Source organism: uncultured Pelagimonas sp. (assembly GCF_947498515.1).
In the GTDB taxonomy this organism is placed as follows: Bacteria; Pseudomonadota; Alphaproteobacteria; order Rhodobacterales; family Rhodobacteraceae; genus Pelagimonas.
Map to the genome: position 1 here is coordinate 195,275 of NZ_CANMKO010000005.1, position 24,659 is coordinate 219,933.

General features: G+C 56.5%; 25 protein-coding genes and 2 tRNA genes. 15 read left to right on the forward strand and 12 right to left on the reverse strand.

Features of this window, described 5'->3' with window-relative positions:
- The first annotated feature begins 3 nt into the window (after positions 1 to 3).
- Positions 4 to 3,447: a pyruvate carboxylase gene (locus Q1A43_RS11305; protein ID WP_299935153.1), complete on the forward strand. Its 3,444-nt coding sequence runs from the start codon at positions 4 to 6 to the stop codon at positions 3,445 to 3,447.
- Positions 3,448 to 3,523: 76 nt separating this feature from the next.
- Here the strand turns inward: Q1A43_RS11305 and Q1A43_RS11310 are convergent, their stop codons facing one another.
- A complete protein-coding gene (locus tag Q1A43_RS11310) occupies positions 3,524 to 4,567 on the reverse strand; it encodes a Hint domain-containing protein (RefSeq protein WP_299935155.1) in 1,044 nt (347 codons plus the stop codon).
- Between the two features lie 252 nt (positions 4,568 to 4,819).
- Between Q1A43_RS11310 and Q1A43_RS11315 the strand changes: the two genes are divergently transcribed.
- From Q1A43_RS11315 to Q1A43_RS11335, 5 genes are all read left to right on the forward strand, one after another.
- Positions 4,820 to 5,314 carry a DUF2314 domain-containing protein gene (locus Q1A43_RS11315; protein ID WP_299925524.1) on the forward strand — a complete coding sequence of 165 codons (495 nt, stop codon included), beginning with the start codon at positions 4,820 to 4,822 and terminating at the stop codon, positions 5,312 to 5,314.
- Positions 5,290 to 5,709 carry a VOC family protein gene (locus Q1A43_RS11320; protein ID WP_299935157.1) on the forward strand — a complete coding sequence of 140 codons (420 nt, stop codon included), beginning with the start codon at positions 5,290 to 5,292 and terminating at the stop codon, positions 5,707 to 5,709. Before Q1A43_RS11315 ends, Q1A43_RS11320 begins: the two co-directional genes overlap by 25 nt.
- 456 nt (positions 5,710 to 6,165) lie before the next feature.
- Complete coding sequence (locus tag Q1A43_RS11325) at positions 6,166 to 6,639, forward strand: LuxR C-terminal-related transcriptional regulator (protein ID WP_299935160.1); 474 nt, start codon at positions 6,166 to 6,168, stop codon at positions 6,637 to 6,639.
- 182 nt (positions 6,640 to 6,821) lie between these two features.
- Positions 6,822 to 6,896 (forward strand) — tRNA-Gly (locus tag Q1A43_RS11330).
- Between the two features lie 23 nt (positions 6,897 to 6,919).
- Positions 6,920 to 6,994, forward strand: a tRNA-Gly gene (locus Q1A43_RS11335).
- A 168-nt stretch (positions 6,995 to 7,162) separates the two neighbouring features.
- Here the strand turns inward: Q1A43_RS11335 and Q1A43_RS11340 are convergent.
- Together Q1A43_RS11340 and Q1A43_RS11345 are read right to left on the reverse strand one after the other, a co-directional pair.
- Positions 7,163 to 7,591, reverse strand: coding sequence for a glyoxalase superfamily protein (locus tag Q1A43_RS11340; RefSeq protein WP_299935163.1), 429 nt, complete (start codon positions 7,589 to 7,591; stop codon positions 7,163 to 7,165).
- Positions 7,588 to 8,979 carry an MATE family efflux transporter gene (locus tag Q1A43_RS11345; protein ID WP_299935166.1) on the reverse strand — a complete coding sequence of 464 codons (1,392 nt, stop codon included), beginning with the start codon at positions 8,977 to 8,979 and terminating at the stop codon, positions 7,588 to 7,590. The genes Q1A43_RS11340 and Q1A43_RS11345 overlap by 4 nt, the downstream gene beginning before the upstream one ends.
- A 339-nt stretch (positions 8,980 to 9,318) precedes the next feature.
- Between Q1A43_RS11345 and hisB the strand changes: the two genes are divergently transcribed.
- Complete coding sequence (gene hisB, locus Q1A43_RS11350) at positions 9,319 to 9,906, forward strand: imidazoleglycerol-phosphate dehydratase HisB (RefSeq protein ID WP_299925540.1); 588 nt, start codon at positions 9,319 to 9,321, stop codon at positions 9,904 to 9,906.
- A gap of 55 nt (positions 9,907 to 9,961) precedes the next feature.
- On the opposite strand, the gene Q1A43_RS11355 is transcribed toward hisB, so the two are convergent.
- Positions 9,962 to 10,558: a DUF2306 domain-containing protein gene (locus Q1A43_RS11355; protein WP_299935169.1), complete on the reverse strand. Its 597-nt coding sequence runs from the start codon at positions 10,556 to 10,558 to the stop codon at positions 9,962 to 9,964.
- A 96-nt stretch (positions 10,559 to 10,654) separates the two neighbouring features.
- Between Q1A43_RS11355 and Q1A43_RS11360 the strand changes: the two genes are divergently transcribed.
- Together Q1A43_RS11360 and hisH are read left to right on the forward strand one after the other, a co-directional pair.
- Positions 10,655 to 11,299, forward strand: a complete 645-nt coding sequence (locus Q1A43_RS11360; protein WP_299935171.1) for a TetR/AcrR family transcriptional regulator — start codon at positions 10,655 to 10,657, stop codon at positions 11,297 to 11,299.
- A 56-nt stretch (positions 11,300 to 11,355) separates the two neighbouring features.
- Positions 11,356 to 11,991, forward strand: a complete 636-nt coding sequence (hisH, locus tag Q1A43_RS11365; protein ID WP_299925549.1) for an imidazole glycerol phosphate synthase subunit HisH — start codon at positions 11,356 to 11,358, stop codon at positions 11,989 to 11,991.
- A gap of 55 nt (positions 11,992 to 12,046) precedes the next feature.
- Here the strand turns inward: hisH and Q1A43_RS11370 are convergent, their stop codons facing one another.
- Entirely contained in the window at positions 12,047 to 12,430 is a 384-nt protein-coding gene (locus Q1A43_RS11370; protein ID WP_299925552.1) for a DUF2147 domain-containing protein, read from the reverse strand.
- Positions 12,431 to 12,569: 139 nt separating this feature from the next.
- Here Q1A43_RS11370 and hisA point away from each other — a divergent pair, with 139 nt between their 5' ends.
- The 5 genes from hisA to Q1A43_RS11395 all read left to right on the forward strand — a co-directional run bounded on the left by hisA (position 12,570) and on the right by Q1A43_RS11395 (position 15,880).
- On the forward strand, positions 12,570 to 13,292 hold the full coding sequence (hisA, locus tag Q1A43_RS11375) for a 1-(5-phosphoribosyl)-5-[(5-phosphoribosylamino)methylideneamino]imidazole-4-carboxamide isomerase (protein WP_299935174.1): 723 nt from the start codon (positions 12,570 to 12,572) through the stop codon (positions 13,290 to 13,292).
- 551 nt (positions 13,293 to 13,843) lie between these two features.
- Positions 13,844 to 14,275 carry a DUF2867 domain-containing protein gene (locus Q1A43_RS11380; RefSeq protein ID WP_299935177.1) on the forward strand — a complete coding sequence of 144 codons (432 nt, stop codon included), beginning with the start codon at positions 13,844 to 13,846 and terminating at the stop codon, positions 14,273 to 14,275.
- Between the two features lie 112 nt (positions 14,276 to 14,387).
- Entirely contained in the window at positions 14,388 to 14,726 is a 339-nt protein-coding gene (locus tag Q1A43_RS11385; protein ID WP_299935179.1) for a hypothetical protein, read from the forward strand.
- A gap of 87 nt (positions 14,727 to 14,813) precedes the next feature.
- On the forward strand, positions 14,814 to 15,572 hold the full coding sequence (hisF, locus tag Q1A43_RS11390) for an imidazole glycerol phosphate synthase subunit HisF (protein WP_299925562.1): 759 nt from the start codon (positions 14,814 to 14,816) through the stop codon (positions 15,570 to 15,572).
- Positions 15,572 to 15,880 carry a phosphoribosyl-ATP diphosphatase gene (locus Q1A43_RS11395; protein WP_299925564.1) on the forward strand — a complete coding sequence of 103 codons (309 nt, stop codon included), beginning with the start codon at positions 15,572 to 15,574 and terminating at the stop codon, positions 15,878 to 15,880. Before hisF ends, Q1A43_RS11395 begins: the two co-directional genes overlap by 1 nt.
- Before the next feature lie 60 nt (positions 15,881 to 15,940).
- On the opposite strand, the gene Q1A43_RS11400 is transcribed toward Q1A43_RS11395, so the two are convergent.
- From Q1A43_RS11400 to Q1A43_RS11415, 4 genes are all read right to left on the reverse strand, one after another.
- A complete protein-coding gene (locus Q1A43_RS11400) occupies positions 15,941 to 16,408 on the reverse strand; it encodes a CoA-binding protein (protein WP_299935182.1) in 468 nt (155 codons plus the stop codon).
- Between the two features lie 184 nt (positions 16,409 to 16,592).
- The gene (locus tag Q1A43_RS11405; RefSeq protein WP_299935183.1) at positions 16,593 to 17,660 is read right to left on the reverse strand and encodes a DUF2235 domain-containing protein; all 1,068 of its coding nucleotides are present in this window, start codon (positions 17,658 to 17,660) and stop codon (positions 16,593 to 16,595) included.
- Positions 17,623 to 19,935, reverse strand: a complete 2,313-nt coding sequence (locus Q1A43_RS11410) for a xanthine dehydrogenase family protein molybdopterin-binding subunit (RefSeq protein ID WP_299935186.1) — start codon at positions 19,933 to 19,935, stop codon at positions 17,623 to 17,625. Before Q1A43_RS11410 ends, Q1A43_RS11405 begins: the two co-directional genes overlap by 38 nt.
- Positions 19,936 to 20,010: 75 nt before the next feature.
- Positions 20,011 to 21,132 (reverse strand): type III PLP-dependent enzyme, encoded by a 1,122-nt coding sequence (locus Q1A43_RS11415; RefSeq protein ID WP_299935189.1) that lies wholly within the window; start codon positions 21,130 to 21,132, stop codon positions 20,011 to 20,013.
- A gap of 111 nt (positions 21,133 to 21,243) precedes the next feature.
- Here Q1A43_RS11415 and Q1A43_RS11420 point away from each other — a divergent pair, with 111 nt between their 5' ends.
- Complete coding sequence (locus Q1A43_RS11420) at positions 21,244 to 21,678, forward strand: Lrp/AsnC family transcriptional regulator (RefSeq protein ID WP_299925579.1); 435 nt, start codon at positions 21,244 to 21,246, stop codon at positions 21,676 to 21,678.
- Positions 21,679 to 21,744: 66 nt separating this feature from the next.
- Here the strand turns inward: Q1A43_RS11420 and Q1A43_RS11425 are convergent, their stop codons facing one another.
- From Q1A43_RS11425 to ftsY, 3 genes are all read right to left on the reverse strand, one after another.
- On the reverse strand, positions 21,745 to 22,365 hold the full coding sequence (locus tag Q1A43_RS11425) for an inner membrane-spanning protein YciB (protein ID WP_299935192.1): 621 nt from the start codon (positions 22,363 to 22,365) through the stop codon (positions 21,745 to 21,747).
- Between the two features lie 33 nt (positions 22,366 to 22,398).
- Positions 22,399 to 23,301, reverse strand: a complete 903-nt coding sequence (locus tag Q1A43_RS11430) for a DMT family transporter (RefSeq protein WP_299935195.1) — start codon at positions 23,299 to 23,301, stop codon at positions 22,399 to 22,401.
- 79 nt (positions 23,302 to 23,380) lie between these two features.
- The gene (gene ftsY, locus Q1A43_RS11435; protein ID WP_299935198.1) at positions 23,381 to 24,628 is read right to left on the reverse strand and encodes a signal recognition particle-docking protein FtsY; all 1,248 of its coding nucleotides are present in this window, start codon (positions 24,626 to 24,628) and stop codon (positions 23,381 to 23,383) included.
- Positions 24,629 to 24,659 lie beyond the last annotated feature (31 nt).

Consider the following 24,659-nt stretch of genomic DNA (forward strand, 5'->3'; position numbering starts at 1 on the left):
CAAATGCCAGGCTTCAGCAAGATATTGATAGCGAATCGTGGGGAGATAGCGATTCGTGTTATGCGAGCCGCGAATGAGATGGGGAAGCGGACGGTTGCGGTTTATGCGGAGGAGGACAAGTTGGGTCTTCACCGTTTTAAGGCGGATGAGGCCTATCGGATTGGTGAGGGGATGGGGCCTGTTGCGGCCTATCTGAGCATTGATGAGATCATCCGGGTGGCCAAGGAATGTGGCGCGGATGCGATCCATCCGGGTTATGGTTTGCTCTCGGAAAACCCTGATTTTGTTGATGCCTGCGAGGCCAATGGCATCACCTTTATCGGCCCCAAGGCGGCCACGATGCGCGCCCTTGGTGACAAGGCCAGCGCGCGGCGTGTTGCGGTTGAGGCCGGTGTTCCGGTGATCCCGGCGACCGAGGTTTTGGGCGACGATATGGAGGCGATCAAGGCCGAGGCGGCGGCGGTTGGCTATCCTTTGATGCTCAAGGCGTCTTGGGGCGGCGGCGGTCGCGGCATGCGCCCGATTGAGGGCGAAGACGAGTTGGCCGAGAAGGTCATGGAGGGGCGTCGCGAGGCCGAGGCGGCCTTTGGCAATGGTGAGGGCTATCTGGAAAAGATGATCATCCGCGCCCGCCATGTCGAGGTGCAGATTCTGGGCGACAAACAAGGCAATATTTACCACCTCTATGAGCGCGATTGTTCCGTTCAGCGCCGCAACCAAAAGGTGGTTGAGCGCGCGCCTGCCCCCTATTTAAGCGAGGCGCAGCGCGAAGAGATTTGCGAGCTGGGCCGCAAGATTTGCCAGCATGTGAATTACGAATGCGCCGGCACGGTCGAATTCCTGATGGATATGAACACCGGCAAGTTCTATTTTATCGAGGTAAACCCACGCGTTCAGGTTGAGCACACAGTCACCGAAGAGGTCACCGGCATCGACATTGTTCAGGCGCAGATCTTGATTGCTGAGGGCAAATCTTTGGCCGAGGCGACCGGTAAATCGAGCCAATATGATATCCGTCTGAACGGTCATGCGCTGCAAACGCGTGTCACGACCGAGGACCCGCAAAACAACTTTATCCCCGATTATGGCCGCATCACCGCCTATCGCAGCGCCACCGGCATGGGCATTCGTCTTGACGGCGGCACCGCCTATGCGGGCGGGGTGATCACCCGCTATTATGACAGCCTGTTAACCAAGGTGACGGCCTGGGCCCCGACGCCGGAAAAGGCGATCAAACGCATGGATCGGGCCTTGCGCGAATTCCGGGTGCGCGGCGTTAGCACCAACATCGCCTTTGTTGAGAACCTGTTGAAACATCCGGTGTTTTTGAACAATCAATACACCACGAAGTTCATTGATGAGACGCCGGAGTTGTTCCAGTTTGCCAAGCGGCGCGACCGGGGCACCAAGGTCTTGACCTATATCGCCGACATCACCGTGAACGGCCACCCCGAGGTTGAGGGCCGCGCCAAACCGGCGGCGGATTTGAAACCGGCCCGCACCCCGGAATTGCGCGCACAGGCCCCCGCCGATGGCACCAAGACCCTGTTGGAGGCCAAGGGCCCGCAGGCCGTGGCCGATTGGCTGAGCGCGCAACCGCAGCTTTTGATCACCGACACCACCATGCGCGACGGGCACCAATCTTTGCTGGCGACGCGGATGCGCTCGGTCGATATGATCGGCGCGGCCCCGGCCTATGCGCATAACCTGCCACAACTCTTTTCGGTTGAGTGCTGGGGCGGCGCGACCTTTGATGTGGCGTATCGCTTTTTGCAGGAATGCCCCTGGCAACGCCTGCGCGATCTGCGCGCCCGCATGCCCAATGTGATGACCCAGATGTTGCTGCGCGGCGCCAATGGCGTTGGCTACACCAACTATCCCGACAATGTGGTGCAGTTCTTTGTGAAACAGGCGGCGGAAACCGGCGTTGACGTCTTCCGCGTTTTTGACAGCCTGAACTGGGTTGAAAACATGCGCGTCGCTATGGACGCGGTGCTTGATACCGGCCGGGTTCTTGAGGGTACGATTTGCTATACCGGCGATATTTTGGACCCCGATCGCGCCAAATATGACCTGAAATATTACGTTGCCATGGGTCAGGAACTCAAGGCCGCCGGGGCGCATGTTTTGGGCCTCAAAGACATGGCTGGTCTGCTCAAGGCCTCCGCCGCTGGGCCATTGGTTAAGGCGCTTAAAGAAGAGGTCGGATTGCCGATCCACTTCCACACCCATGACACCTCTGGCGCCTCGATCGCCACCATCATCGCGGCGGCCAACGCCGGGGTTGATGTGGTCGATGCGGCGATGGACAGCTTCTCGGGCAACACCTCACAGCCGACGCTTGGCTCGGTGGTTGAGGCGCTGCGCCACACCGACCGCGACACCGGTCTCGACATCGGCGCGATCCGCGAGATCAGCAATTATTTTGAGGCAGTGCGCGGCCAATATGCGGCGTTCGAGAGCGGCCAACAGGCCCCGGCCTCTGAAGTGTATTTGCACGAAATGCCCGGCGGTCAGTTCACCAATCTCAAGGCGCAGGCGCGCTCGATGGGGCTTGAGGAACGCTGGCACGAAGTGGCGCAAACCTATGCCGATGTGAACCGGATGTTTGGCGATATCGTCAAGGTCACGCCCTCCTCGAAAGTGGTCGGGGACATGGCGTTGATGATGGTGTCACAGGGTCTGGATCGGGATCAGGTCGAGGACCCGAAAACCGATGTTAGCTTCCCCGATAGCGTCATCGACATGATGAAGGGCAACCTTGGTCAACCTCCCGGTGGCTGGCCGAAGAAGATCCAGAAGAAGATTTTGAAGGATGAGAAAGCCTTTGATGATCGCCCCGGTCTGCACGCCGCGCCGGTGGATATCGAAGAGACCCGTCTGACCCTACAAAAAGAGCTTGAAGGCAAGGCGGTGGATGATGAAGATCTGAACGGATATCTGATGTATCCCAAGGTGTTCCTCGATTACATGGGCCGCCATCGCAGCTATGGTCCGGTGCGCACCCTGCCGACCAAAACGTTCTTTTATGGCATGATGCCGGGCGAAGAAATCACCGCCGAAATCGACCCCGGCAAGACGTTGGAAATCCGCCTACAGGCGCTTGGTGAAACCGATGACAAGGGTGAGGTCAAAGTGTTCTTTGAACTCAACGGCCAGCCCCGCACCATCCGCGTCCCCAACCGCAAAATCGCCGCCGAAACGGTCGCCCGCCCCAAAGCCGATCCCGGCAACGACGCCCATATCGGCGCGCCCATGCCCGGCGTCGTCGCCTCGGTTGCGGTCACGGTCGGCCAACAGGTCAAAGAAGGCGACCTCTTGCTCACCATCGAAGCCATGAAAATGGAAACCGGCCTCCACGCCGAAAAAGACGCCACAATCACAGCAATCCACATCTCACCAGGCGCTCAAATCGACGCCAAAGATTTGTTGGTCGAATTGGGGTAGGAAGAAACCGAACATAAGCCCCGCCTTGATGGCGGGGCTTATTGCACGAACGTCACCCACTTGCTGAAACGCAAATCTAGCTGGACAGCCGCAAAACCCGGTTTGAGGTTTGGCTCCGAATTGGACGGTGAACACGCCGGTCTGATAGGACTTCGCTTGCGGCACCCGATGTCAAACACACTCGCGCAGACGGTCCATTGCAGATCGGTCCGAACAGGCGCATCAAACCTCTCCTGTCACTTCTAGTCAGCGCATTGACAACCATCGGCCCCAGTAGAAGCGATTCCGTCAAACAGTCGTTGGTCCAAATCACCTCGTGGCGAGGCAACGCAAAATGATGCCACTGAATTGTGCGCTTACCACGCATGAACCGAATACCTGGCAAAACTGTCAATGATTTCGCTGGAACAAAGGCCTCGGTGGGAAAAAGGGTGTGCAATTGGCCATGCCCACCAACGATAACCCGGTGTTGGGGAGAAACGACCATGTCCGAGTTGGGTCGGCCCGGCCCCAAAGCTCCGGCCTTGATCAAAACCGGCCTTTCATCAGGGGCGACAGCGTCCAATAATTGTTCACATTGGTGTACCCAAAGAACAGGCTGTGGACCGCGATCGACGGTCAGCACATGATCACCCGGTTTCAACGCTTCGATCAAGCAAAGCCCGCGCGTCGTCCTGATCTGTGTTCCTGTCGCAAAGCAGGGGACATCCGCGAAAGTCGAGTACGCCACGGTGTTGTCTGCGTCCACATTTTCAGTTGTCGATTGGGTATAGCTGACACCAACTTCAAGAGGAGCATCAACGAGGTACCCCACCACAGTTCCGCCAATTTCGACGCGTTCTATATAGATATGTGGGTTTGCTCCGTCCCAAACGGAATAAAACTCTTCGTCATAGATTTGACCAGACGCGACGACGTTACCTTGCAAATCTGTGATGACAGCGGTCTGGTTGGCATCATCGCCGACCTCATTGCTATCGGAATCACCGTCAAAATTGCCGTCATCGTCCGAAAACGTAATTTCGACCCGATGTTGTTCGATGTCATAGTCTGGTCGTAGTCGCCAAGTGTTGGCCCCCGCATCGTATATGAGGGCATCTGCAGAATAAGCGATCGGCATAGTTTTCCCCGAGATGGCCCAGAAATGTGAACAATGGGACACGGGTCTTTTCCCCTATTTAGGTAAAGAAATCGTTTGACCAAAACCGGTTAAGCACGACCGAGTGACGACTTACCTCTTCACTTAAAATCCGCCGGGCTTCTTTCATTCGCAAGTTGCACATCCGACGATCAACGCCTAACCTTTGATGGACGTCTTTGTGGGGAAAGGTTTGTTGTGCGGTTAGCGCAAAAGTTATTGGGAATTTGCCTGATGCCGGTCATTGCGCTGGTCATCGCGACCACCGCTCAGGCGGATGCACCCAAACGCGTCATTTCGTCGGATTATCAGATCAGTCAAGCTTGGGCCGCCGCCCGCGCAACGCTGCCCACTGCCATTGGCGCGCTGGAAAAGCGCAACGGCTGGTTTAGCCCATCATTGGCCTTCAAGGTCGCCTTGCCGGTTGACCATGACGCCCAAGTTGAAATGCTCTGGGTTGATAAAATCCGCCGCCAAGGCAACGTCTTCAAGGCCCGTTTGGCCAGCCATCCGCATCATATGCCCGGCAAACGTATGGGCCATTCGGTTGAATTCTTTTACGACCAAATCGCCGACTGGGCGGTGCAGGCGGTGGATGGTCGCTACTATGGCTATTACACCACCCGCGTCCTGCTCAAATCAATGGAACCGGAGCGCGCCGCCAAATACCGGGCTTTGCTGGTCGAAAACCCGCTGCCGCCTGAATGGCGGTTCAATCCCGAGGAATGAGCCAACATCTCGCTCTCGTGGCTATTCTGGTGCCATCATACCAAGAGGGCCTGGATTTCTTTGTCGGCACCCTTGGCTTTGAGCTTCTGGAAGACACAGATCTTGGCCACGACAAACGTTGGGTCCGGGTGGCGCCCCGAAATGCACAAACTGGTTTTCTGCTGGCCCGCGCCATTGGTGTCCAGCAACACCATATCGGCCAACAGGGCGGCGGCCGTGTCTGGCTGTTTCTTCATACTAACGAATTCGACGCTGATTATGACCGACTAACCAAGGCCGGCGTGATCTTTGAAGAGCGTCCAAGAAACGAATCATATGGCAAGGTCGCGGTATTTCGCGATCCATTTGGGAATCGCTGGGACCTCCTACAGTTGAACGGCACCCTTTATGATTGAAATTCGCCGGTCGTACCCAAATTTCTTCCGGTATTCCTGACCCTTACTGACATCTTTTACAGGAATACCTGACTGCGTGTTACGTGGCGTCGAATTTATAGTGACGTTATGGAACATTCAAACCTCACACAATTTCGTGGCTCCGAAGCCACCCTGCCTGCCCCGCTCTTCAGCTTTCTGCAACAGCTTGGAGAGGCCCAAAACTCGGGCGAGGTCTGGAGCAATTTCAAGAGTTTAAGCAAAGCTTTTGGGCTGCCTTCTGTGACGTATATTCACTCGGGCTGCCCTCTTGACCCCAGTATTGACGAAGAAAACAGGTGGCACATACTTTCCAGCTCAGAGGATCCGCGAACCAGAAAACTACCCTCTATGCCTTTGCTGGATGCCTTTTTTGCAGCACCACCAACACGTGCAGTTTCCCTGACTCCAAAGCTCGTGCAAATGCGCGAACCGCAGATGTCAGATGAGGAATATGCCCGACAATCGGACCTATTGGTCAAACTTGGCATGCCTGTTGGCCTGACCATCCCGTTGATGTCTGGGGATGCTCAGGAGAACGCCGTAATTCTGGTAGGGACCCCGCGGTCCGAGGCGGAATGTAATAGCATTCTTGAACGGTTCGGCTGTGGGTTGCATTTGGCTGCAATGGCCAGCCATGCCCGATACTGTTCGCTCTACAAACAAGAGTTTGCCGAGCGCGCCCAGCTCACCGAGAAGCAGACCGAACTGATTGCCTTGGTTGGCGCTGGCCTTCTCGACAAGCAAATCGCTCATCAACTTGGGATATCATTTTCTGCGGTACGTCAAAGGCTTGCGGCAGTTCAACACAAAACTGGCGCGCGTAATCGTGCCCATCTTTCGGCCATGGCGATGCGGATTGGATTATCGCCGGATCCGCTAATGGCAAATGCCCATATCGCGGCCGAGTAACAAACACGTTTCAAGACTTAGGCACCCAAAGCCAGCAAAAAACCCGGTGACCATTCCAGTTGCCGGGCTTTTTTGTGCCCCAAAGCGCCTGCAAAAAAAATCGCACAAAAATCTACCTAGAACGCCATTTTTTCTCTTGCGCCCCCCTGCTCCTCGGACTAAACCGCCTCCACCGTTCAGGTGCGGGCGTAGCTCAGGGGTAGAGCATAACCTTGCCAAGGTTAGGGTCGGGCGTTCGAATCGCCTCGCCCGCTCCAGAACGAAAACGACAAGATGGTATGCGGGCGTAGCTCAGGGGTAGAGCATAACCTTGCCAAGGTTAGGGTCGGGCGTTCGAATCGCCTCGCCCGCTCCATCTGTCAGTTTTCTCAAATCAAACGGCTTTGATCGACAGCGCAAAAAGCGCTGACGCATCAAGTGTTTGACCCTACTCTTCACAACAAATGGCTTTCACAACTGGCGTGGAAAAGCGGGCAAGGTTTCCCCTGCCCGCCAGATGTCTTTTTACAATTCTTTCAGGCCTTTACAATATTTCCAGCACAACATGCGGCTGGCCATCTGACGTCCGCTCGCGTGTATGGCCGTTCGGGCCGATCACGGCCTGAACCCGCTGACGCATCGACGAAAAGCTGTCAAAGCGGACCACGTCCACCGGATAATCCAACCCAAGCGCCACATAGGTCCAGCCATCACCGCGATCTTCGCTTGTGACAACGGTCGCCGCAAAGGGTTGCGACAGATACCAGCCGCGAACCCGAGCCCCTGTGGTCAACCCCTTCGCCAGTTCAGGCAAGCGTGCCTTACAGGTGTTCCAGTCGCGGAACCCATATTTTTTGGCAATCAACTCAAGCGATTGCCCGTGTGACAACGCGGTGCCCTGAGCCGCTTTTCGGGCGCGTAATGCCTTGGCTTCGGCCTTGGCGGCATTCAATGTTGGCAATGACGTGCTCATGCTTTGCCCTCCCCAACCGGATGGAACAGCCCCAAGACAAAGGGCCCCCGACGTGCATTCATCATCAAAATGATCACCACCAATCCAACAAGCATCGCTTCGGCAATCGGAGCGGCCAACCAAATGCCGATCTCGCCCATGACAATGGCAAGGCCGATGGTCAAAGGAATCGCAAACAAAAACGGTTTTGACAGGCCAAGCCACGCCGCCCGACGGGCATCACCAATGGCTTGGAAGTAGGCGGACACCATCATCGACGGTCCGGCAAACACGAATAGCGCCAAGGTGATTGGCATGATGCGTTCGACCTCGGCGATGACCGCCGGATCATCGACAAAGGCCGCGCCGACCTCATGGGCAAACCCGATCAACAAGGCTTGAAGGGTGCCACAATAGACCAGAGCGCTAACCACCGCGATCTTGATGCTTCCGTTTGAGCGTGCCCAAGCCTTGGCCCCATAATTGTTGCCGGTGATGGTTTGCATCGCGTGCGACAAGCCCAAAAGCGGCATAAAGCAAAACGTCATCACTCGGGTGAAAATCCCATAGGCCGACACCGTTTCGCTATAGGCCGGGGAATCGACCCATTGCAGCGCGGCAATCACCAAGGCCGAGCCCATCGCCACACCGATAAAGGTTAGGCTTTGTGGCGCGCCAAGCGCGAGGATACGCCCCCACGCCGAGGTCATTTTGTGATCGATCAAGGCGCGTGGACGTAGGTGGGTTTGACCGTGTAAACGAAACGTCAGGATGATCGAAAAGGACACGAGTTGCGCAAGGATTGTCCCAATGGCCGTGCCCGCGACGCCCATGTTGAATTGCGCAATCAGAACATAGTTAAAGCCGATATTGGCCAGTGTGACCAACACGCCAAGGGCCGTCATCAAGGCGACCTTGCCCTCGTTGCGCAAAGCATCGAAGTTGACCGACAACACAAACATCAATGGCGCACCTAGGGCGGTGATCCGAAGATAGGTCATCCCCAAGTCGGCTAGCTCTGCATCCCCGGCGGCCAAAAGCCGGGCGAGATCCGCGCCGAACAGGAAAAACATCACGATCAAAACAACGCCAAAGGTCAGCGCAAGCCCATGTGCTCCGGCAAAATCGGCTTGGGCCTCGTGGATGTCATTGGCCCCAAGATGGCGGGCCAGTCGGCTCGACATACCACTGGCCACCAAAGTCGCCAGCGACACAATCAGCATGAACAGCGGGAACATCAGCGTCACCGCAGCAAGCGCCTCTGGCCCGACGAAATGCCCTAAAAAGAGCGCATCGGCCACCGCGAGCGCGCCGTTGACCGCCATAACAAAGATGATCGGAAGCGCGGTTTTAACGTAGGTTAATCCCAAAGGTTGGGACAAAAACATATTGGTATTGGGGGCAGACATTGTTGCCGTCCTCTTGGTTACAATCGCGCCGGAAACCGGATGTCCGGTAAGTGTGATAGGACCCGCATTGCCATCCGCGCGAAGAAACGTGGAGGTTCGTCAACTAATCTCATGCTGAACTTCACCAAGACATCTGTCTGCGGGTGGCGGGCGTCAGCAGCCGTTTTGCCTACTACTCGGATGTGCGACACTCTGTCAACCCGATTTGATCGCCGACCTGCAAACAATCAATTTCCCTTTCATGGCCCATACGTCACAGGGCTACACTGCCCCCCTGCCACCCCTTGGCAGCACGCGGCGCGCTTTCTATAAGCGGGCCAGCACATCAAGGAGAGTGTCATGCGTCAGGCCACGATTAGCCGCCAAACCGCCGAAACCGCGATTTCGGTCGAGATTAATCTCGATGGGTCCGGGACCTATGACAACAAAACCGGCGTTGGCTTTTTTGACCACATGCTTGATCAACTTTCGCGCCACTCCCTGATCGATATGACGGTGCGTTGTGACGGCGATTTGCACATCGATGATCACCACACCGTCGAAGATGTCGGCATTGCTCTGGGTCAAGCGATGGTGTCGGCCCTCGGCGACAAGCGCGGCATCCGCCGCTATGGCGATTGCCTTTTGGCGATGGATGACGCCTTGGTGCGCACAGCGCTTGATCTGTCGGGGCGTCCTTTCCTTGTGTGGAACGTTGATCTCCCGACCCAAAAGATCGGGACGTTTGATTGCGAATTGGTGCGTGAATTCTTTCAGGCGCTAAGCACCCATGGCGGCATCACCCTTCACGTGGATGCCCTGCACGGGATCAACAGCCACCACATCGCCGAAGCGGCGTTTAAATCTGTGGCGCGCGCCTTGCGCGAAGCGGTTGAACCCGATCCGCGCAAGGCGGACGCGATCCCATCGACCAAGGGCATGCTCTAAGGCTTGAGATTCTGGGGCCCTAACGAGGGGCCCCATACTGCCAGGTTGGGCAAAATTACCAACCTTGGCGACGCAAATACCACTCCGCAAAGACCAAGTTCGGCACCCAGCACAGCCAAGCGATGAAGGGGTATGCGGTTTCAAACCCCCAAAACACTTCGCCAAGCGGCAATTGCAGGCGCAATGTCACCGCCGCAAAGGTCAGCGCGGCGGATCGGATGATCCATCGGCGATGATCCGAAATTCGACGGTTCATCGCATGCCAGATCGCCAAGCCCGTGGTGATCAGCCAAGCCACTGATAATAAAAAGAACCCGACTGCAGCGACGGTGCCAGTCGCCGCATAGGGCGCGATAATCAACCCCGCCACCCCCGATACCAGGATCGCCACGCCATAGGCGCGCCCCATCCAACGGTGCAGCCCCAAACGATTTTGACGTAAGTGTTGCGACAGTTGAAACGGCACCATCGCCAGCGCAATCGGGGCAAAAAAGATATGCGCCCAAAGCGCCAGTTCCCGCCCGTCCAGATGATGCACTACTCCCGGCATTGAGGGATCAACCCCAAAGACCAAAAACCGCCAAGAGACCAACGCCACCAAAAGCGACAGGACCCACAAAAGCTGGGACGGGAGTTTTGAAATATACGTCATGGAGATGGCTCCGCTGCAATTTGACACTGTAAACTTTCCACTGTCAAAATAGGAAGCAACTTGACGCTGTCAAGGGGACTGATACTGTCCTCACAAATGTCTGAACTCTCCCCCCCTTCCCCACTTTCTAACAAAGCCGCCCATCACCATGGCAATCTGCGTCCTGCCTTGATCGAGGCCGGTCTGGGTATTCTGATCGAAGAGGGTCTGGACAAGCTGACGCTAAGACGTTGTGCAGCCCGCGCCGGGGTGTCTCATGCGGCCCCTGCACATCATTTTGACGGCGTCGCAGGCCTGCGCGCCGCCATCGCCCAAGAAGGGTTTCGCATCTTTCGCAACTACATGCTGGATGCGCGCAACAATGCCGGGGCCGATCCCCATGCGCGGCTACGCGCCATCTGTCGGGGCTATATTTACTTTGCTGTTGATTTCCCGGACCTGTTTGAATTGATGTTCAATAACAAGGTGATAAAGGACGTCACAAGCCTTCCTGCGCAGCCAGACACCGCCAATGGCTATGATGTGCTCAAGGACAGCTGCGCGCCCTTTGTGGCACCGGGCACCGACCCGGTTGTCGTAGAATCACAAGTTTGGTCGCTGGTGCATGGCTTTGGTAGTTTGATGCAAACCGGGCGCTTTGGCGGCCTGTCACCTGACGATCCCTGCGGCCCGCTTTTTGCACCTGTAATGGCGTTGTTGGATCAATTGCCGGTTTACCGCGATCCGCAATCTGGGGCTTGACCCGGCCCCGGCTTCGCGGCAATCGAAAGCCAAGCACGCAACAAAGAGGCCCGACCATGCTGACAGCGATCATCGACTATGAAAGCGGCAACCTGCATTCGGCGGAAAAAGCCTTTCAGCGTATGGCCGCTGAGATCGGCAATACCGAGGTGGTGATCACCGACGACCCAGATGTCGTCGCCAAAGCCGATCATTTGGTACTTCCCGGCGATGGGGCCTTCCCCTCTTGCGCCTCGGCACTCCGGGCATCGGGCTGTTTTGACGCCATGATCGAGGCGGTCGAAGTCAAGGGGCGCCCGTTCCTAGGGATTTGCGTTGGCATGCAACTTATGGCGCGCAAAGGTCACGAATACCAAGAAACCGACGGTCTGGGTTGGATCGACGGTGAAATCGTCAAGATTGAGCCAACCGAAAAGGCACTCAAGGTCCCGCATATGGGCTGGAACGATCTAGTGATTGAACAGGCCCATCCGGTTCTGGACGGTCTCAAAACCGGTGATCACGCCTATTTTGTGCATTCTTATCAAATGCATATGGACGATGCATCGCAACGGGTTGCCCATGTGGATTACGGCAACGACATCACCGCGATTGTCGCACGGGACAACCGTATCGGCCTGCAATTCCACCCGGAAAAAAGCGCCGATGCCGGGCTTCGCATGATTGCCAATTTCTTGGCGTGGAAACCTTAAACCAAAAAGGCCGCCCCATTCGGAGCGGCCCCATCATTCCAATGGATCAAAGCGCTTAGTTCACACGGGTCCATGTCTGGCTGGAACACAAAAGACCACCAGCAACACAGCCCTTGAGTTTGATCTTGTTGCCGTTCAACTGCATCTTGCCGATATAGATTTTGTCGTTGGACGGACGCCAAACTTTGCCCTCATAGGCCCCGCCCCCATTCGGCTTCATATTGCGCACCAACTGCTTGCCTTTGTTCGGGGAATTGTATTCGCCCGACCCATTGAACGTACGCACAATGGTGCCACAAATATTGCTACCGCATGGGGCCAGCTTCACATGTGCATACGCGCCATCATCGGGTTGGGTTTTCCAAACACCTGCGGCTGGGTCTGCAAATGCCGCGCCCGCAACCAGTGTCAGCGCCGCTGCCAATACCAATTTCTTCATATCTCGCTCTCCTCCCATTGAGATCACGCCTAGCTTGACGTGAACGTCACCTTTCGATCAAGCGTGACCCAAGGTCGGCTTGCATGTTTCGTGGCGTCAGATTAAGGGGCAAACAGGCACAAAGATAGGGACGCAAACCATGATCCTTTACCCGGCGATCGATCTCAAAGACGGCAACGCAGTACGACTGTTGCGCGGTGACATGGACAAGGCGACCGTCTTTAGCGACGATCCTGCCGCCCAAGCGATGGAATTTGTCGCCGCGGGCTGCGAATGGTTGCATCTGGTTGACCTCAACGGGGCCTTTGCGGGCGAGCCGGTGAACGCTGCGGCGGTTGAGGCGATCCTGAGCCAAACCAAAACCCCGGCGCAACTTGGCGGTGGCATCCGCGACATGGCGACAATCGAGATGTGGCTCTCCAAGGGATTGGCCCGCGTCATCCTTGGCACCGTCGCCGTTGAAAACCCCGATCTGGTGCGCGAAGCAGCAAAGGCTTTCCCCGGTCAGGTTGCCGTGGGTATCGACGCCAAAGACGGCAAAGTCGCCACCAAAGGCTGGGCCGAAGTCACCAATGTCGATGCCACCGATTTGGCGAAATCCTTTGAGGATGCGGGCGTTGCGGCGATCATCTATACCGACATCAACCGCGACGGTGCCATGCAAGGCCCCAATGTCGAAGCCACCGCGGCTCTGGCCAATGCCGTCACCATCCCGGTAGTTGCTTCGGGCGGTGTGTCTTCGTTGAAAGACCTCAAAGACTTGAACACCTGTGGCGCGCCCCTCAACGGGGCGATCTCGGGCCGTGCGCTTTATGATGGGGCCATCGACCTCAAAGATGCGCTGGAATTACTCAAAGCATAGGTCAGGGATAGCCGACCAGACCGTCTGCCCCGGCATCTCTACAACACCATCGAAACCGATTTTGTTTTGGTGGTGTGTGATCTGGACCGCTGGCATTTATTTTGCCCTCTTGATTGGGGGACTATCGACCTCAAACTGGAAACGCCGTTTCCTGTGTTGGGGGGCACCGGCAATTCTATTTGGGGTCTTTGTGCTCCTGATGCCTTTGGGCGCGGACCACCTGATACGCATAGGGTGTCATGGGAACCTTCTCAAAGGGTGGCATTGCCCTGACCTTCCGTTTCTGGCCGAACTCCTGAATGCATGCCTACGTGCCGGTGCACTCTTCACGACAACAAGTGTAGTCGCGGCCCCTCTCTTCTATCTTCTTGCTTTCCTTTGGGAAATCACCCGACTCTTGGATAGTCGCGCGCAGCGATAAACCCCGAAAAGCGGGACCGTTTGTCACGCTTTCAAACATACAGGAAGCACCTACCTTTCATCTGAAAGGAAAGCTCATGTTCTCCCAAACTTCCACTTGCCCCCTCCCCGTTTCCAGCGCCTTGCATCAAATGCGCACCCCCGGTGACTTTCTCGATTGCTATCGCGTGACCTCGGACATGGCCCCGCGCGCGGCTGCCAAGATCATCACCGATTTCCCCGGCTGGGCCCAGCTTCTTGTCAAACTGCGTGGGATTTTCACCGCGCCCTTTGGCCTAAAACAATCTGGCCCCGAAGATGTCGACAGCGTCGGGTTCTTTCCCGTCATTTCAGACACGCCGACCGAATTGATCGCTGGGTTTGACGACAAACACCTCAATTTCCGCGTGTCCGTTGTGCAGACCGATGGCCATGTTCATCTGGCCACTTGGGTTTCCCCGCACAACATTGGTGGGCGCTTGTACCTAACTGCGATCCTGCCATTTCACATCTTAATCGCACGTGACGCTTTGGTTCGTGTCCAAAACAACCCAGCATCCGGTCCAACACTTTCGGCAACATGATCACAACAACGTCGCAAGGTTGCCTTTAAAAGGCCCTGGCGTGCAAACAGGGTGTGCCAAACAACTTGATAGTCTCGGTACAAGGACCGCCTTTGTGTTTGCCTTTTTGATCATGCTAACCGTTGCCGCCATCGGCCCCATTCTGGCCATCACTATCTACCACTTGCGCAAGGAAACTGGTGCCGGAGCTATCAGCACAGCAACCCAGATCGGCATGGTGGCTCATTGCCTCCTTGTCTTGTCAGCCGTCTACTTCATCAAAACGTCCGGCTGTTCCGGAACCCGTGAAACCGGCATCACCTGCACTGAATATTCCGACAGTCTCGGCACAATCCTGTTCGCGCTCTCAGTCTGGCTCAAACAGACCGGCCTAGTCGTGTTGCCTGCCATGTTTGTGGTCTATGCCCTGACTTATTTCTATCATCTGGGTGATGAAAAGGCCCAAACCTAACCCCAATCAAAGACAGATCTAAACACGGCGGCCTAAATCTGCGATCAAAGGCTTTCCTTGCGGGCCATGTCGGGCCATAAGACCGGCATGTTGAAAACACGTATCATTCCTTGCCTCGACGTCGCGGATGGCCGCGTTGTCAAAGGCGTGAACTTTGTCGATCTGGTGGATGCCGGCGACCCTGTGGATGCCGCCCGCGCCTATGACGCCGCTGGGGCCGATGAAATCTGTTTCCTCGACATTCATGCCACCCATGAAAACCGCGGCACCATGTTCGACGTTGTCACCCGGACAGCAGAACAGTGTTTTATCCCACTGACCGTTGGCGGTGGGGTCCGCACGTCCGAAGATGTACGCGCACTCTTGCTCGCCGGGGCCGACAAGGTAAGCTTCAACTCAGCCGCCGTGGCCAACCCGGACGTGGTGGCCGACGCGGCCGACCGCTTTGGCAGCCAATGCATCGTCGTGGCCATCGACGCGAAAACCGTTGAACCGGGCCGGTGGGAAATCTTCACCCATGGTGGGCGCAAATCCACCGGCATCGACGCCGTCGAATTTGCCAAAACCGTCGCGGCCAAAGGTTGTGGTGAAATCCTCCTTACATCTATGGATCGTGATGGCACCAAAGCCGGGTTCAACTTGCCCCTGACCAAGGCGATTTCCGATGCGGTTGACGTTCCGGTCATTGCCTCGGGCGGTGTCGGCAATCTCAATCACTTGGTCGAGGGCGTCACCAAGGGCGGTGCAAGCGCCGTTTTGGCCGCCTCAATCTTTCACTTTGGCGAATACACCATCGGTGAGGCCAAGCAACACATGGCTGACGCCGGTATCGCAGTGAGGCTCTGATGTCTGTTCTCCACGATCTAGAAACCACCATCGCCGCCCGCAAATCCGCCGATCCTGATAGCAGTTGGACCGCCAAGCTTCTGGCCAAAGGGCCAGAAAAATGCGCTGAGAAATTTGGTGAAGAGGCGATCGAAGCTATTATCGCGGCGGCCAAAAATGACCGCGAAAACCTGACCTACGAAAGCGCCGATGTGCTCTATCATCTGTTGGTTATGCTTGCGGCGCGGGACATTCCTTTGGATGATGTCCTGACCGAACTGGCCCGCCGCCAAGGCACATCCGGCATCACCGAAAAAGCCAGCCGCTAATCTCCTGCCCGATGGGATGGTGGGCGGGGCGGGTTTGCAACGCAAAAAGCGCCGTCTCCATCACAGTTTTGAAGAAATAACCCCAGTGGCAAAGCCGCCCATGCGCAGCTCGCCAAACAACCGCTGATATTCAATCTTGGGGCAGCGATTCATCACCACGTCAACACCGTGCGCCTCGGCCACAAGCGCTGCATCGGCATGTTCGACACCAATCTGCATCCAAATCGTGCGCAGGTTCGGGAACACATCCAAAGCCTCAGACACAATCGGCGGAACATGTTCCGAACGCCGAAAGATATCGACCATATCGACGTCTTTGGGACAATCGCGCAAAGACCCAACCACCTCTTGACCAAACAAGCGTTCGCCAGCATGGCGTGGATTGACCGGGACCACACGAAACCCTTTGAGGGTCAAATAGCGCGCCACAAAATAACTTGGTCGCACCGGGTTCAACGACACCCCAACAACAGCAATCACTCGGGTGCGGGCCAAAACCGTTTTAAGAAAATCGTCTGAATAGCTCATATTTTCACCCTATCCCAAGCACACGGCAAAAGAAAAGGCGCCCGGGTCACGACCGGGCGCCAGTTACGGAACGAGGGACAGTGAAGGTTTCGCAGGGGTTCCGATCCTGCGTCCTGAATAACAAATAGGCATTCATGTCACAGTTTAAACCCCTATCAACCTTTTGTGAAAATAATTCTTGCCATCAACTAATCGCACGTTTTCCGACCGGCTTGTCCGGGTGCTCAAAACTGGAATGAAAGCTCTCTGAAGGATCTTCGCCGACACTCCGCTTGCGACGCAGCAAGAACAGTTTCCCAAACCCTTGCCACGTTCCCACCGATGGTGCGGTCGCATCCTCGGGAAACATGCCGCGCCAACCTTCTGGTAAGTCCAAGTCACAGCGTTCAAGGTTTTCTAGCATCCAATTCAATGGGATGTTGGCCAATGGACGGGCGTTTTGACGTGCCCCGATCATCCCGCCAATGTCGCCATGCGCGCCCCGAAACCACACCTGATCCACATGCCCTTGGTAATCGTCTCGACATGTCCAAAGCACCGGCGCAAAAGCCATACGCGTCTCATCATGGGCCAAAGCATGAAATCCATGGCGAATCGAATCACCTAACTCATGATTGTGAAACTCATGATTTTGCACCATGAACCGCCAAATCACCGGCAAACGCAGCCCCAAGGCTTTGACCGTATCCCAAACACCAACAACCTCTATCGGTGCGCTATCGTGACAATAAAGCCCAGCAAAGGCCTGCGCCGACGTCCCTTTGGGGGCATAACGATATAGGCGGTAAATCTGTCGAATATTGCGTTCTGTCGCATGTTCCGCCTTGAGCAACCCGACCTGATCTATCACCCCGGCAAGCGAACGCACCGCATAAGCCCCCCGCGAAAACCCAAGCAGAAAAATCCTGTCACCGGGTTTGTAGCGGGACGCGAGATATCCATAGGCGCGGCGAATCTGACGATTGATCCCGCGGCCCAACACCACCTCATGGGTGCTTTTCCAATCGCGCCACTGGATGCCGGCCTCATAATAAAGCGACGCCTGCCCATGGGCATTCAAAAGCCGAAACGTCAGGCCAGCATTGGTTTCTTGACCCCGTTTCAAAGTCGATGCGGTGCCGTCCAGAATGATGACGTGGTCGCGTGGCCCACGCCGCGGCGTCAGCGCGGAATGATCCGAGGCAAAGCGCCGCCGAATCCATCCAAAAAACCTATCAGTCAGTCCTGTTTCCGTCGGCCCTATTGTCTGCATCCCTCAACATTTCCCACACCCTATGCGGCGTGAATGGCATATCCGCCTGTTTGATCCCACGCGCCCAAAGCGCATCTTGTACCGCATTTGCGACCGCCGCCATGGCCCCAACGGTGCCCGCCTCACCACAGCCCTTCATCCCCATCGGGTTGGTGGTCGACGGCACCGCTTCGGTCGCAAAGCGGATCATCGGTAGATTATCGGCGCGTGGCATCGCATAGTCCATGAACGTCGCCGTGAGCAGCTGACCATCTTCGTCATAAACCACATGCTCGCTCAACGCCTGTCCAAGGCCCTGCGCCACGCCACCGTGAACCTGACCTTCCGCCAGCATAGGGTTGATCAGGTTACCAAAATCATCAACAACCGTATATTTTTCAACAGATGTTTCGCCAGTCTCCGGATCAATCTCCACTTCACAGAAATGCGCGCCATTGGGGAAACTACGCCCGGGCAGCTTGGCCGTGGCCTGCCAAGTTAGCAAATCCTGTCGCCCGGCCTCTCGCGCCATTTGCGCCACTTCCAACATGGTCGGCGATACATTTGACCCTGAAATGCGGAAGCGTTCATCGTCAAAACTGACGTCCTCAGGGTCCGCCCCGGCCTGTTCTGCCAAAAACCCAGAAAACCCCGTTACCATAGCCGACACCGCTTCGAGCGTGACATTCGTTTGTACCGTGACCGAGCGCGACCCGCCAGTTCCGCCACCACGGGCAATCTGATCTGAGTCACCTTGAACAACTTCGATCAGGTCGGCGGGGATTCCGGTTTGATCAGCCAGGAACTGGGCAAATACGGTTTCATGCCCCTGCCCGTTGGACTGCGTTCCAACATAAATAATCGCACCGCCGTCATCGGTGAACGCGACTTTCACATCCTCATCCGGTGCGCCAAGAATGCTTTCGATATAGTAACAGAGGCCCAACCCTCGCAGCTTGCCTTTGTTTTCCGATGACACGCGTCGCGCCGCAAATCCGGCGATATCCGCCTCCTGCTCTGCCCGGTTGAGAACACGCTCAAAATCGCCGACATCATAGGTTTCATTGGGGATTGTATCATAGGGGAACTGATCTGGTTTGATAAAATTCAACCGCCGCAAGGCCTGTGGATCAACATCCAATTCCCGCGCGGCGCGGTCCATGACCCGTTCGATCAAATAGATCGCCTCGGGTCGTCCGGCCCCGCGATAGGCATCAACCTGCGTGGAGTTCGTGTAAATCCCTTCGCAGCGCATATAAGCGGCAGGTATGTTATAAACCCCTGTGAAAACACGAGAAAACAGGAACGATTGAATCATCTGGGCAAATTGCGAATTATACGCCCCAAGGTTTGAGAACGTGTGCAACCGATACCCGGTGATGCGATTGGCGTTGTCAAATCCCATCTCAACCATAGTGACCAAATCACGTCCGGCATTATCCGATAACATTGCCTCGGTGCGATCCGACATCCAACGCACCGGACGCCCCAGCTTTTTGGCGGCAAAGGCTGCGACGAAGTATTCGGGATAGGCCATGCCCTTCATCCCAAAACCGCCACCGACATCGGGGTTGGTCACGCGAATGGTATCTTTGTCCAAATGCATGACACGGGCCAGCTCATCCTTCATGCCCCATACACCTTGCCCGCCAAAGGAGAGATGCATCCGCCCGTCTTGCCATTCTGCGAAACAGCCGCGCGGCTCCATCGAATTGACGATGATACGGTTGTCGCCAACCTCCAAACGGACCACCCGCGCCGCATTGGTCAAGGCCGCCGTTGTCGCCTCTTCGTCACCAAGACCATAGTCAAAGGCCCGGTTGTCGGGGCATTCCGCATGCACAGGGTTGCCGCCCGGCGTCAGGTCCATATGGACCCGCAAGTCGTCATAATCGAATTCAATCAGCTCAGCCGCGTCTTTGGCAATGTCGATCGTATCGGCAATCACAACGGCAATCGCTTCGCCAACAAAACGCACGCGCCCTTCGGCCAAGATCGGGCGTTTGGGCCGCGGCGCTTTGGATCCGTCGCGCATCGGGGCCGATGTATAGGCCATCGCCGTATCAAGACCCGCCGCCGTCAAATCATCGGCGGTGATTACCGCATGAACACCGTCCAAGGCGGTCGCCCCGGACACATCTAGCGACGTGATCTCCGCATGCGCCACGCTTGAGCGGAAAACATAGGCATGCAACGCGCCATCCGGGGCAATGTCGTCAACAAAACGTCCCTGCCCCGTCAGCAACCGGGTGTCTTCAACCCGCGCCACTGATTGGCTTTTTCCGAACTTGTCCATGGTATCCCCTCGCGCAAACGCTTGCCGAGGGGAACTTTAGTGTGAATACCCGCCCTGTCCAGAGCGGCGCGGCCCCTAGCTGCGCAACGTCACAACTTTATGCGCCCCATAGCCGTTAAATCGGGTTGCTTGCGCCAAAGAATAAGCCCCAATACCATGGAACAAAAGGAAATCTCCCTCTTCGATCCCATCTGGCAACTTCAATGGGCTTGGCAGCCGGTCGATACTGTCGCAGGTCGGGCCAAACACGATACGGTCGCGGGTTTTTGGCGCCGGTTGATCATGTTCACCTGCCAAAAGCTCAATCCGCTCACCGGTGCCAAGATCACGCCACTCGTTCAAGCCACCATAGATACCGTCATTCAAAAACACCGCCTCATCGGTCACAGATTTAACCCGAAGCGCGAGGGTAAAGGCCTCAGACACCATGCCACGCCCCGGCTCACAGACCAAAGCGGGACGGTTGGACCCAAAGGACTCGTTCACAGCGGCATCAATTGCGGTAAAAATCCGGGTCAGGTCGGGCAACAATCCACAGCGATGGGCCGGAAACCCGCCCCCGACATTTAGCCGATTAAGCGTCACGCCTGCTTGCTCGGCCATATCGGCGGCCGTCTGAATATAGGCTACCCAAGCCTGTGCATCATGGCATTGGGTGCCGGGATGAAAGGTGATCGACGGGAGACCACCGCGCGCAACAACGGCCTCTAAAAGCTTAACCCCAGCATCCGGTTCCGCACCAAACTTGGAGCCAAAATCATAAGCTGCCCCCTCAACAGGGAGCTTAAATCGCACAGCGACCTCAGCCCCCTCTAGCGCACCAAGCTTGTCCAACTCGCTCATGCGATCCACGGACCAGCTTGTGACGCCGTACAAGCGCGCCAATGCGATTTCGTCCCGCGATCGGATCGGGTTGTGATAGTGCAACCGCGCGTTCGGCAAAACCTGCCGTACCCGCATCATTTCCTCGGGCGACGCCACATCAAAGGCTTCGATCCCCTGATCCACCAAAACCGCCAAAACATCCGCATGCGGATTGGCCTTAACCGCATAGGTCACTTCGCCGGGAAACCCGGTTAGAAACTCTTGCGCCGTGGCCCGCAATTGCGCGGGGCTAAAGAAAAAGATCGGCTCATCGGGTTGCTCACTGCGCAACCAAACCTCATGCGTTTCCGCCAGCGGTTCAAAATGTCCCATTTTTCGCGTGTCCTTTGCCTGTTCCAACCAGAATGGGTGTGTTTCCCCTCGAATTCACCTGTCGGAACTGCCAATATGCCTGAAAACTATTGTCAATCTGTAAGGCCGCACATGCAAAACGACGAAACAGATCTGAAACTCATCGCGCTGCTGTCAGAAAATGCCCGACTTCCAGTTGCGGATCTGTCGCGGCGCTTGGGCATTGCCCGCACCACGGTTCAGGCCCGTATCGACCGGTTGCTTGATCGCGGTGCGATAGCAGGTTTCACCCTGCGCAAAGGCCCCGGACTGCGCGCCCCGGTGCGTGCCACGGCTCTTTTGTCGATCGAACCACGTGCGGCGGCGGCGGTGGTTGCCCGCCTCAAAACTCTGCCCCAGGTCGAAACGGTTCACACCACCTCGGGCCGGTTTGATCTCATCGTGACGCTGGGGGCAGACACCACCGAAGACCTCGACGAACGGCTCGACGACATCCGGGATGCGCAGGGGGTGAAAAGCTCTGAAAGCCTGATCCATCTCTCTACCAAGATCGACCGCGCCGGATAACTCCGGTTTTGGCGGGTGTGGGGTGGGCGGGTGGGCACAGCCGTCAAAGGCGGTGCTCTCCGGCGCTTACTCCGCCTTGTCGCCTTCGGCAACAGATTCTTCTGCGATGCTGTATTTTTTGAACAGCCCGCCCTGAAACATAAAGAACAAGAACACCGCCGCCGGAAGGCCAAAGGTCTTGAAATACACCCATGTTTCCGTCGGCATGCTCCGCCAGATCACTTCGTTCAACACCGCCAACCCAAGGAACAACCCGGTGACGCGCTTGGTCAAGATCATCCAGCCCTCTTGTTTGAGAGGCATCAGCCCTTCCATCACCGATTTTAGGTAGGATTGCCCGCGCAGCAACCCAAGGCCCAAAACTCCGCCAAACAACAGATAGATCAGCGTCGGCTTCATCTTGAAGAACCGCTCGTCGTTAAAATAAACGCTTAACCCGCCGAAAACGACGATCAACACCGCCGTCACCACCTGCATCCGACTGAGATGGCCGGTTAGCTTCCACAAAAGGCCCGTGGCAATCAAAAACAGTGGAATGAACCCGGCGGTGACCACGATAAACCCTTGATATTCGGTACCGCCAAAGGTGAACACCTCATCCTTGAGCTTGAGATAGGCGATGAAAAACGCCACCAGTGGCCCGTATTCGAGCAAGGCTTTGAGCTTGGTATTGGCGGCTTGGGTCATAAATGGCGCTCCTTTGAGTTCCAGATAGGGGCTTTACCCGCCAAGCTCAACTACAACGGCCCCCAAAGCGATCAGAGCCATCAAAGCGATGCGCCGAGGCCCCACCGTTTCGCGCAACACCAGCCAGCCAATCAGCGCCGCAAAGACGGTGGATGTTTCGCGTAAAACCGCCGCTTCGCCAACTTTATCAAGCCGCGTTGCCAGCATGATTGACCCAAAACTAAAGAACGCAAAGATAGCCCCCAAGAAACCGCGCGCCAGCAAGGGCATAAGCGGCGGTCGCTCGGACATCGACCGCCACCGCAGGGCCGCGATGGGGGGCATGACCAACCCGTCGATGAAAAAGAACCAGGCCAAAAAGGTAAACGGATCCGCCGTCGCCCGGATGCCGTAGGCGTCATAGGTGGTGTAAAGGGCCACAAAAAGCCCGGTTCCAACCGCCAAAATCAAGGCCAATCGCAAGGTTTCGCGCTCGGTCTCTAGATACATATAGTTATAAAGGGCCAGCCCAAATATCCCGGCCAAAAGGATAGCGACGCCGAGCCATTGCACCCAACCATAGTCTTCGCCGAAAACAATTGACGCCCCGATGATCGTGAAAAGCGGCCCCATTCCGCGCACCACGGGATAGACGACGGTAAACGCCCCGCGCGAATACGCCCATGCCTGCATGAGTTTATAGCCGACATGGATGACAAAGGCGCCGAGGAAAATCAGCCACATATGTGGTTCGGGCCAAGGCACAACAAACAGCGCAAAAGGCATTGCGATGAGCCCATACATCCCGTCGATTGCTCCTCGCGACAACCACGGGTCGTACCGGCCTTTTTGCAGGGCTCCAAAACAGGCGTGCAAAAAGGCGGCCATCAACGCGAGGATAAGCGCCAATTGGTGCCCAGCCTCTGTTCCTTCGAGCGATATTAACCAATCTGTCATGCGGACAGGCCCACCATCGCGGGCCATCCCCCCTCCGCGTGCCGCGAAGCCCCGCGGAGACTAGCAGGCAAGTTGAATATCAGGATTGGTCAAGCCCGGTCAGGGCGGCGGCAAATTCTTCGGGATCAAAGGGGGCAAGATCATCAATCTGCTCCCCGACGCCAATGGCGTGAATGGGCAGACCGAACTTATCGGCAAGCGAGACAAGAACCCCACCACGGGCCGTGCCATCAAGCTTGGTCATCACCAAGCCGGACACGTCCGAGATTTTGCGGAACATATCGACCTGCGTCACCGCGTTTTGGCCGGTGGTCGCATCCAAGACCAACAAGGTGTTGTGAGGCGCATCCGGGTCTTTCTTGCGGATCACCCGGACGATCTTGGCCAGCTCTTCCATCAGGTCCTGACGGTTCTGCAACCGGCCTGCCGTGTCGATCATCAACAAATCGGCCCCATCTTCTTGGGCTTTGGTCATCGCGTCATAGGCAAGGCTGGCGGGGTCCGACCCTTCGGGGGCCGTCAAAACCGGAACACCGGCGCGATCGCCCCAGACTTGCAACTGCTCTACCGCTGCGGCGCGGAAGGTATCCCCCGCGGCAATCACCACCTTTTTGCCCGCCGCGCGAAATTGCGAAGCCAGCTTGCCGATGGTTGTCGTCTTGCCCGACCCATTCACACCCACGACCAAAACCACCTGTGGTTTTGTTGCGTACAACGGCAACGGCTTGGCCACGGGTTCCATGATGCGGGCCACTTCCGCCGCCAAAAGCCCTTTGATTTCGGTCACGGATAGGCGCTTGCCCATGCGCCCTTCGGCGATATTGGCCGACACCCTCAAAGCAGTTTCAACTCCCATATCCGATTGGATCAACAGCTCTTCAAGGCTTTCAAGCATGTCGTCATCAAGCACCCGCCGCACTTCTGTGCTCTCGTTTGAACGCCCCAACAGACGCCCCAGAATGCCGGGCTTGGTCGTCTCTTCCGGGGCGGCCGCGACCACGTCTTGCAATGGATCGGACGAGCGGACCAGTTCCGGCTCTTCGACATCACCTTGATCGGTTTCTGAGGTTGCGTCATCCACCGGGTCCAAATCTGGCTCGACGTCTGGCACCACGTCCTCTTCCGTTGCGTCGGGGGCCTCGATAACCTCCGGTGCCGCAGGCGTTTCCTCCACAACCTCAGCTACCGCTTTTGGCGCGACGGCCTCTTGCACGTTCACATCTGGGGCGGCTTCTTCACCTCCCTCTTGCACAATCGCATCAAGACCCTCATCCAATTTGGACGAGGATTTGAACAACTTGTTTTTGAGCTTGCCGAAAAAAGACATGTCAGAGCCTGCGAATAATTGTACCTCCCAC

Coding starts and splice junctions, on each gene's coding strand:
- Q1A43_RS11360 (WP_299935171.1), top strand. CDS start 10,655: ATGTCTGAACTCTCCCCCCCTTCCCCACTTTCTAACAAAGCCGCCCAT.
- Q1A43_RS11425 (WP_299935192.1), bottom strand. CDS start 22,365: ATGACCCAAGCCGCCAATACCAAGCTCAAAGCCTTGCTCGAATACGGG.
- Q1A43_RS11410 (WP_299935186.1), bottom strand. CDS start 19,935: ATGGACAAGTTCGGAAAAAGCCAATCAGTGGCGCGGGTTGAAGACACC.
- Q1A43_RS11305 (WP_299935153.1), top strand. CDS start 4: ATGCCAGGCTTCAGCAAGATATTGATAGCGAATCGTGGGGAGATAGCG.
- Q1A43_RS11405 (WP_299935183.1), bottom strand. CDS start 17,660: ATGCAGACAATAGGGCCGACGGAAACAGGACTGACTGATAGGTTTTTT.
- Q1A43_RS11395 (WP_299925564.1), top strand. CDS start 15,572: ATGTCTGTTCTCCACGATCTAGAAACCACCATCGCCGCCCGCAAATCC.
- ftsY (WP_299935198.1), bottom strand. CDS start 24,628: ATGTCTTTTTTCGGCAAGCTCAAAAACAAGTTGTTCAAATCCTCGTCC.
- Q1A43_RS11420 (WP_299925579.1), top strand. CDS start 21,244: ATGCAAAACGACGAAACAGATCTGAAACTCATCGCGCTGCTGTCAGAA.
- Q1A43_RS11340 (WP_299935163.1), bottom strand. CDS start 7,591: ATGAGCACGTCATTGCCAACATTGAATGCCGCCAAGGCCGAAGCCAAG.
- hisF (WP_299925562.1), top strand. CDS start 14,814: ATGTTGAAAACACGTATCATTCCTTGCCTCGACGTCGCGGATGGCCGC.
- Q1A43_RS11355 (WP_299935169.1), bottom strand. CDS start 10,558: ATGACGTATATTTCAAAACTCCCGTCCCAGCTTTTGTGGGTCCTGTCG.
- hisB (WP_299925540.1), top strand. CDS start 9,319: ATGCGTCAGGCCACGATTAGCCGCCAAACCGCCGAAACCGCGATTTCG.
- Q1A43_RS11400 (WP_299935182.1), bottom strand. CDS start 16,408: ATGAGCTATTCAGACGATTTTCTTAAAACGGTTTTGGCCCGCACCCGA.
- Q1A43_RS11430 (WP_299935195.1), bottom strand. CDS start 23,301: ATGACAGATTGGTTAATATCGCTCGAAGGAACAGAGGCTGGGCACCAA.
- hisA (WP_299935174.1), top strand. CDS start 12,570: ATGATCCTTTACCCGGCGATCGATCTCAAAGACGGCAACGCAGTACGA.
- Q1A43_RS11380 (WP_299935177.1), top strand. CDS start 13,844: ATGCGCACCCCCGGTGACTTTCTCGATTGCTATCGCGTGACCTCGGAC.
- hisH (WP_299925549.1), top strand. CDS start 11,356: ATGCTGACAGCGATCATCGACTATGAAAGCGGCAACCTGCATTCGGCG.
- Q1A43_RS11310 (WP_299935155.1), bottom strand. CDS start 4,567: ATGCCGATCGCTTATTCTGCAGATGCCCTCATATACGATGCGGGGGCC.
- Q1A43_RS11315 (WP_299925524.1), top strand. CDS start 4,820: ATGCCGGTCATTGCGCTGGTCATCGCGACCACCGCTCAGGCGGATGCA.
- Q1A43_RS11345 (WP_299935166.1), bottom strand. CDS start 8,979: ATGTCTGCCCCCAATACCAATATGTTTTTGTCCCAACCTTTGGGATTA.
- Q1A43_RS11320 (WP_299935157.1), top strand. CDS start 5,290: ATGGCGGTTCAATCCCGAGGAATGAGCCAACATCTCGCTCTCGTGGCT.
- Q1A43_RS11385 (WP_299935179.1), top strand. CDS start 14,388: ATGCTAACCGTTGCCGCCATCGGCCCCATTCTGGCCATCACTATCTAC.
- Q1A43_RS11370 (WP_299925552.1), bottom strand. CDS start 12,430: ATGAAGAAATTGGTATTGGCAGCGGCGCTGACACTGGTTGCGGGCGCG.
- Q1A43_RS11325 (WP_299935160.1), top strand. CDS start 6,166: ATGTCAGATGAGGAATATGCCCGACAATCGGACCTATTGGTCAAACTT.
- Q1A43_RS11415 (WP_299935189.1), bottom strand. CDS start 21,132: ATGGGACATTTTGAACCGCTGGCGGAAACGCATGAGGTTTGGTTGCGC.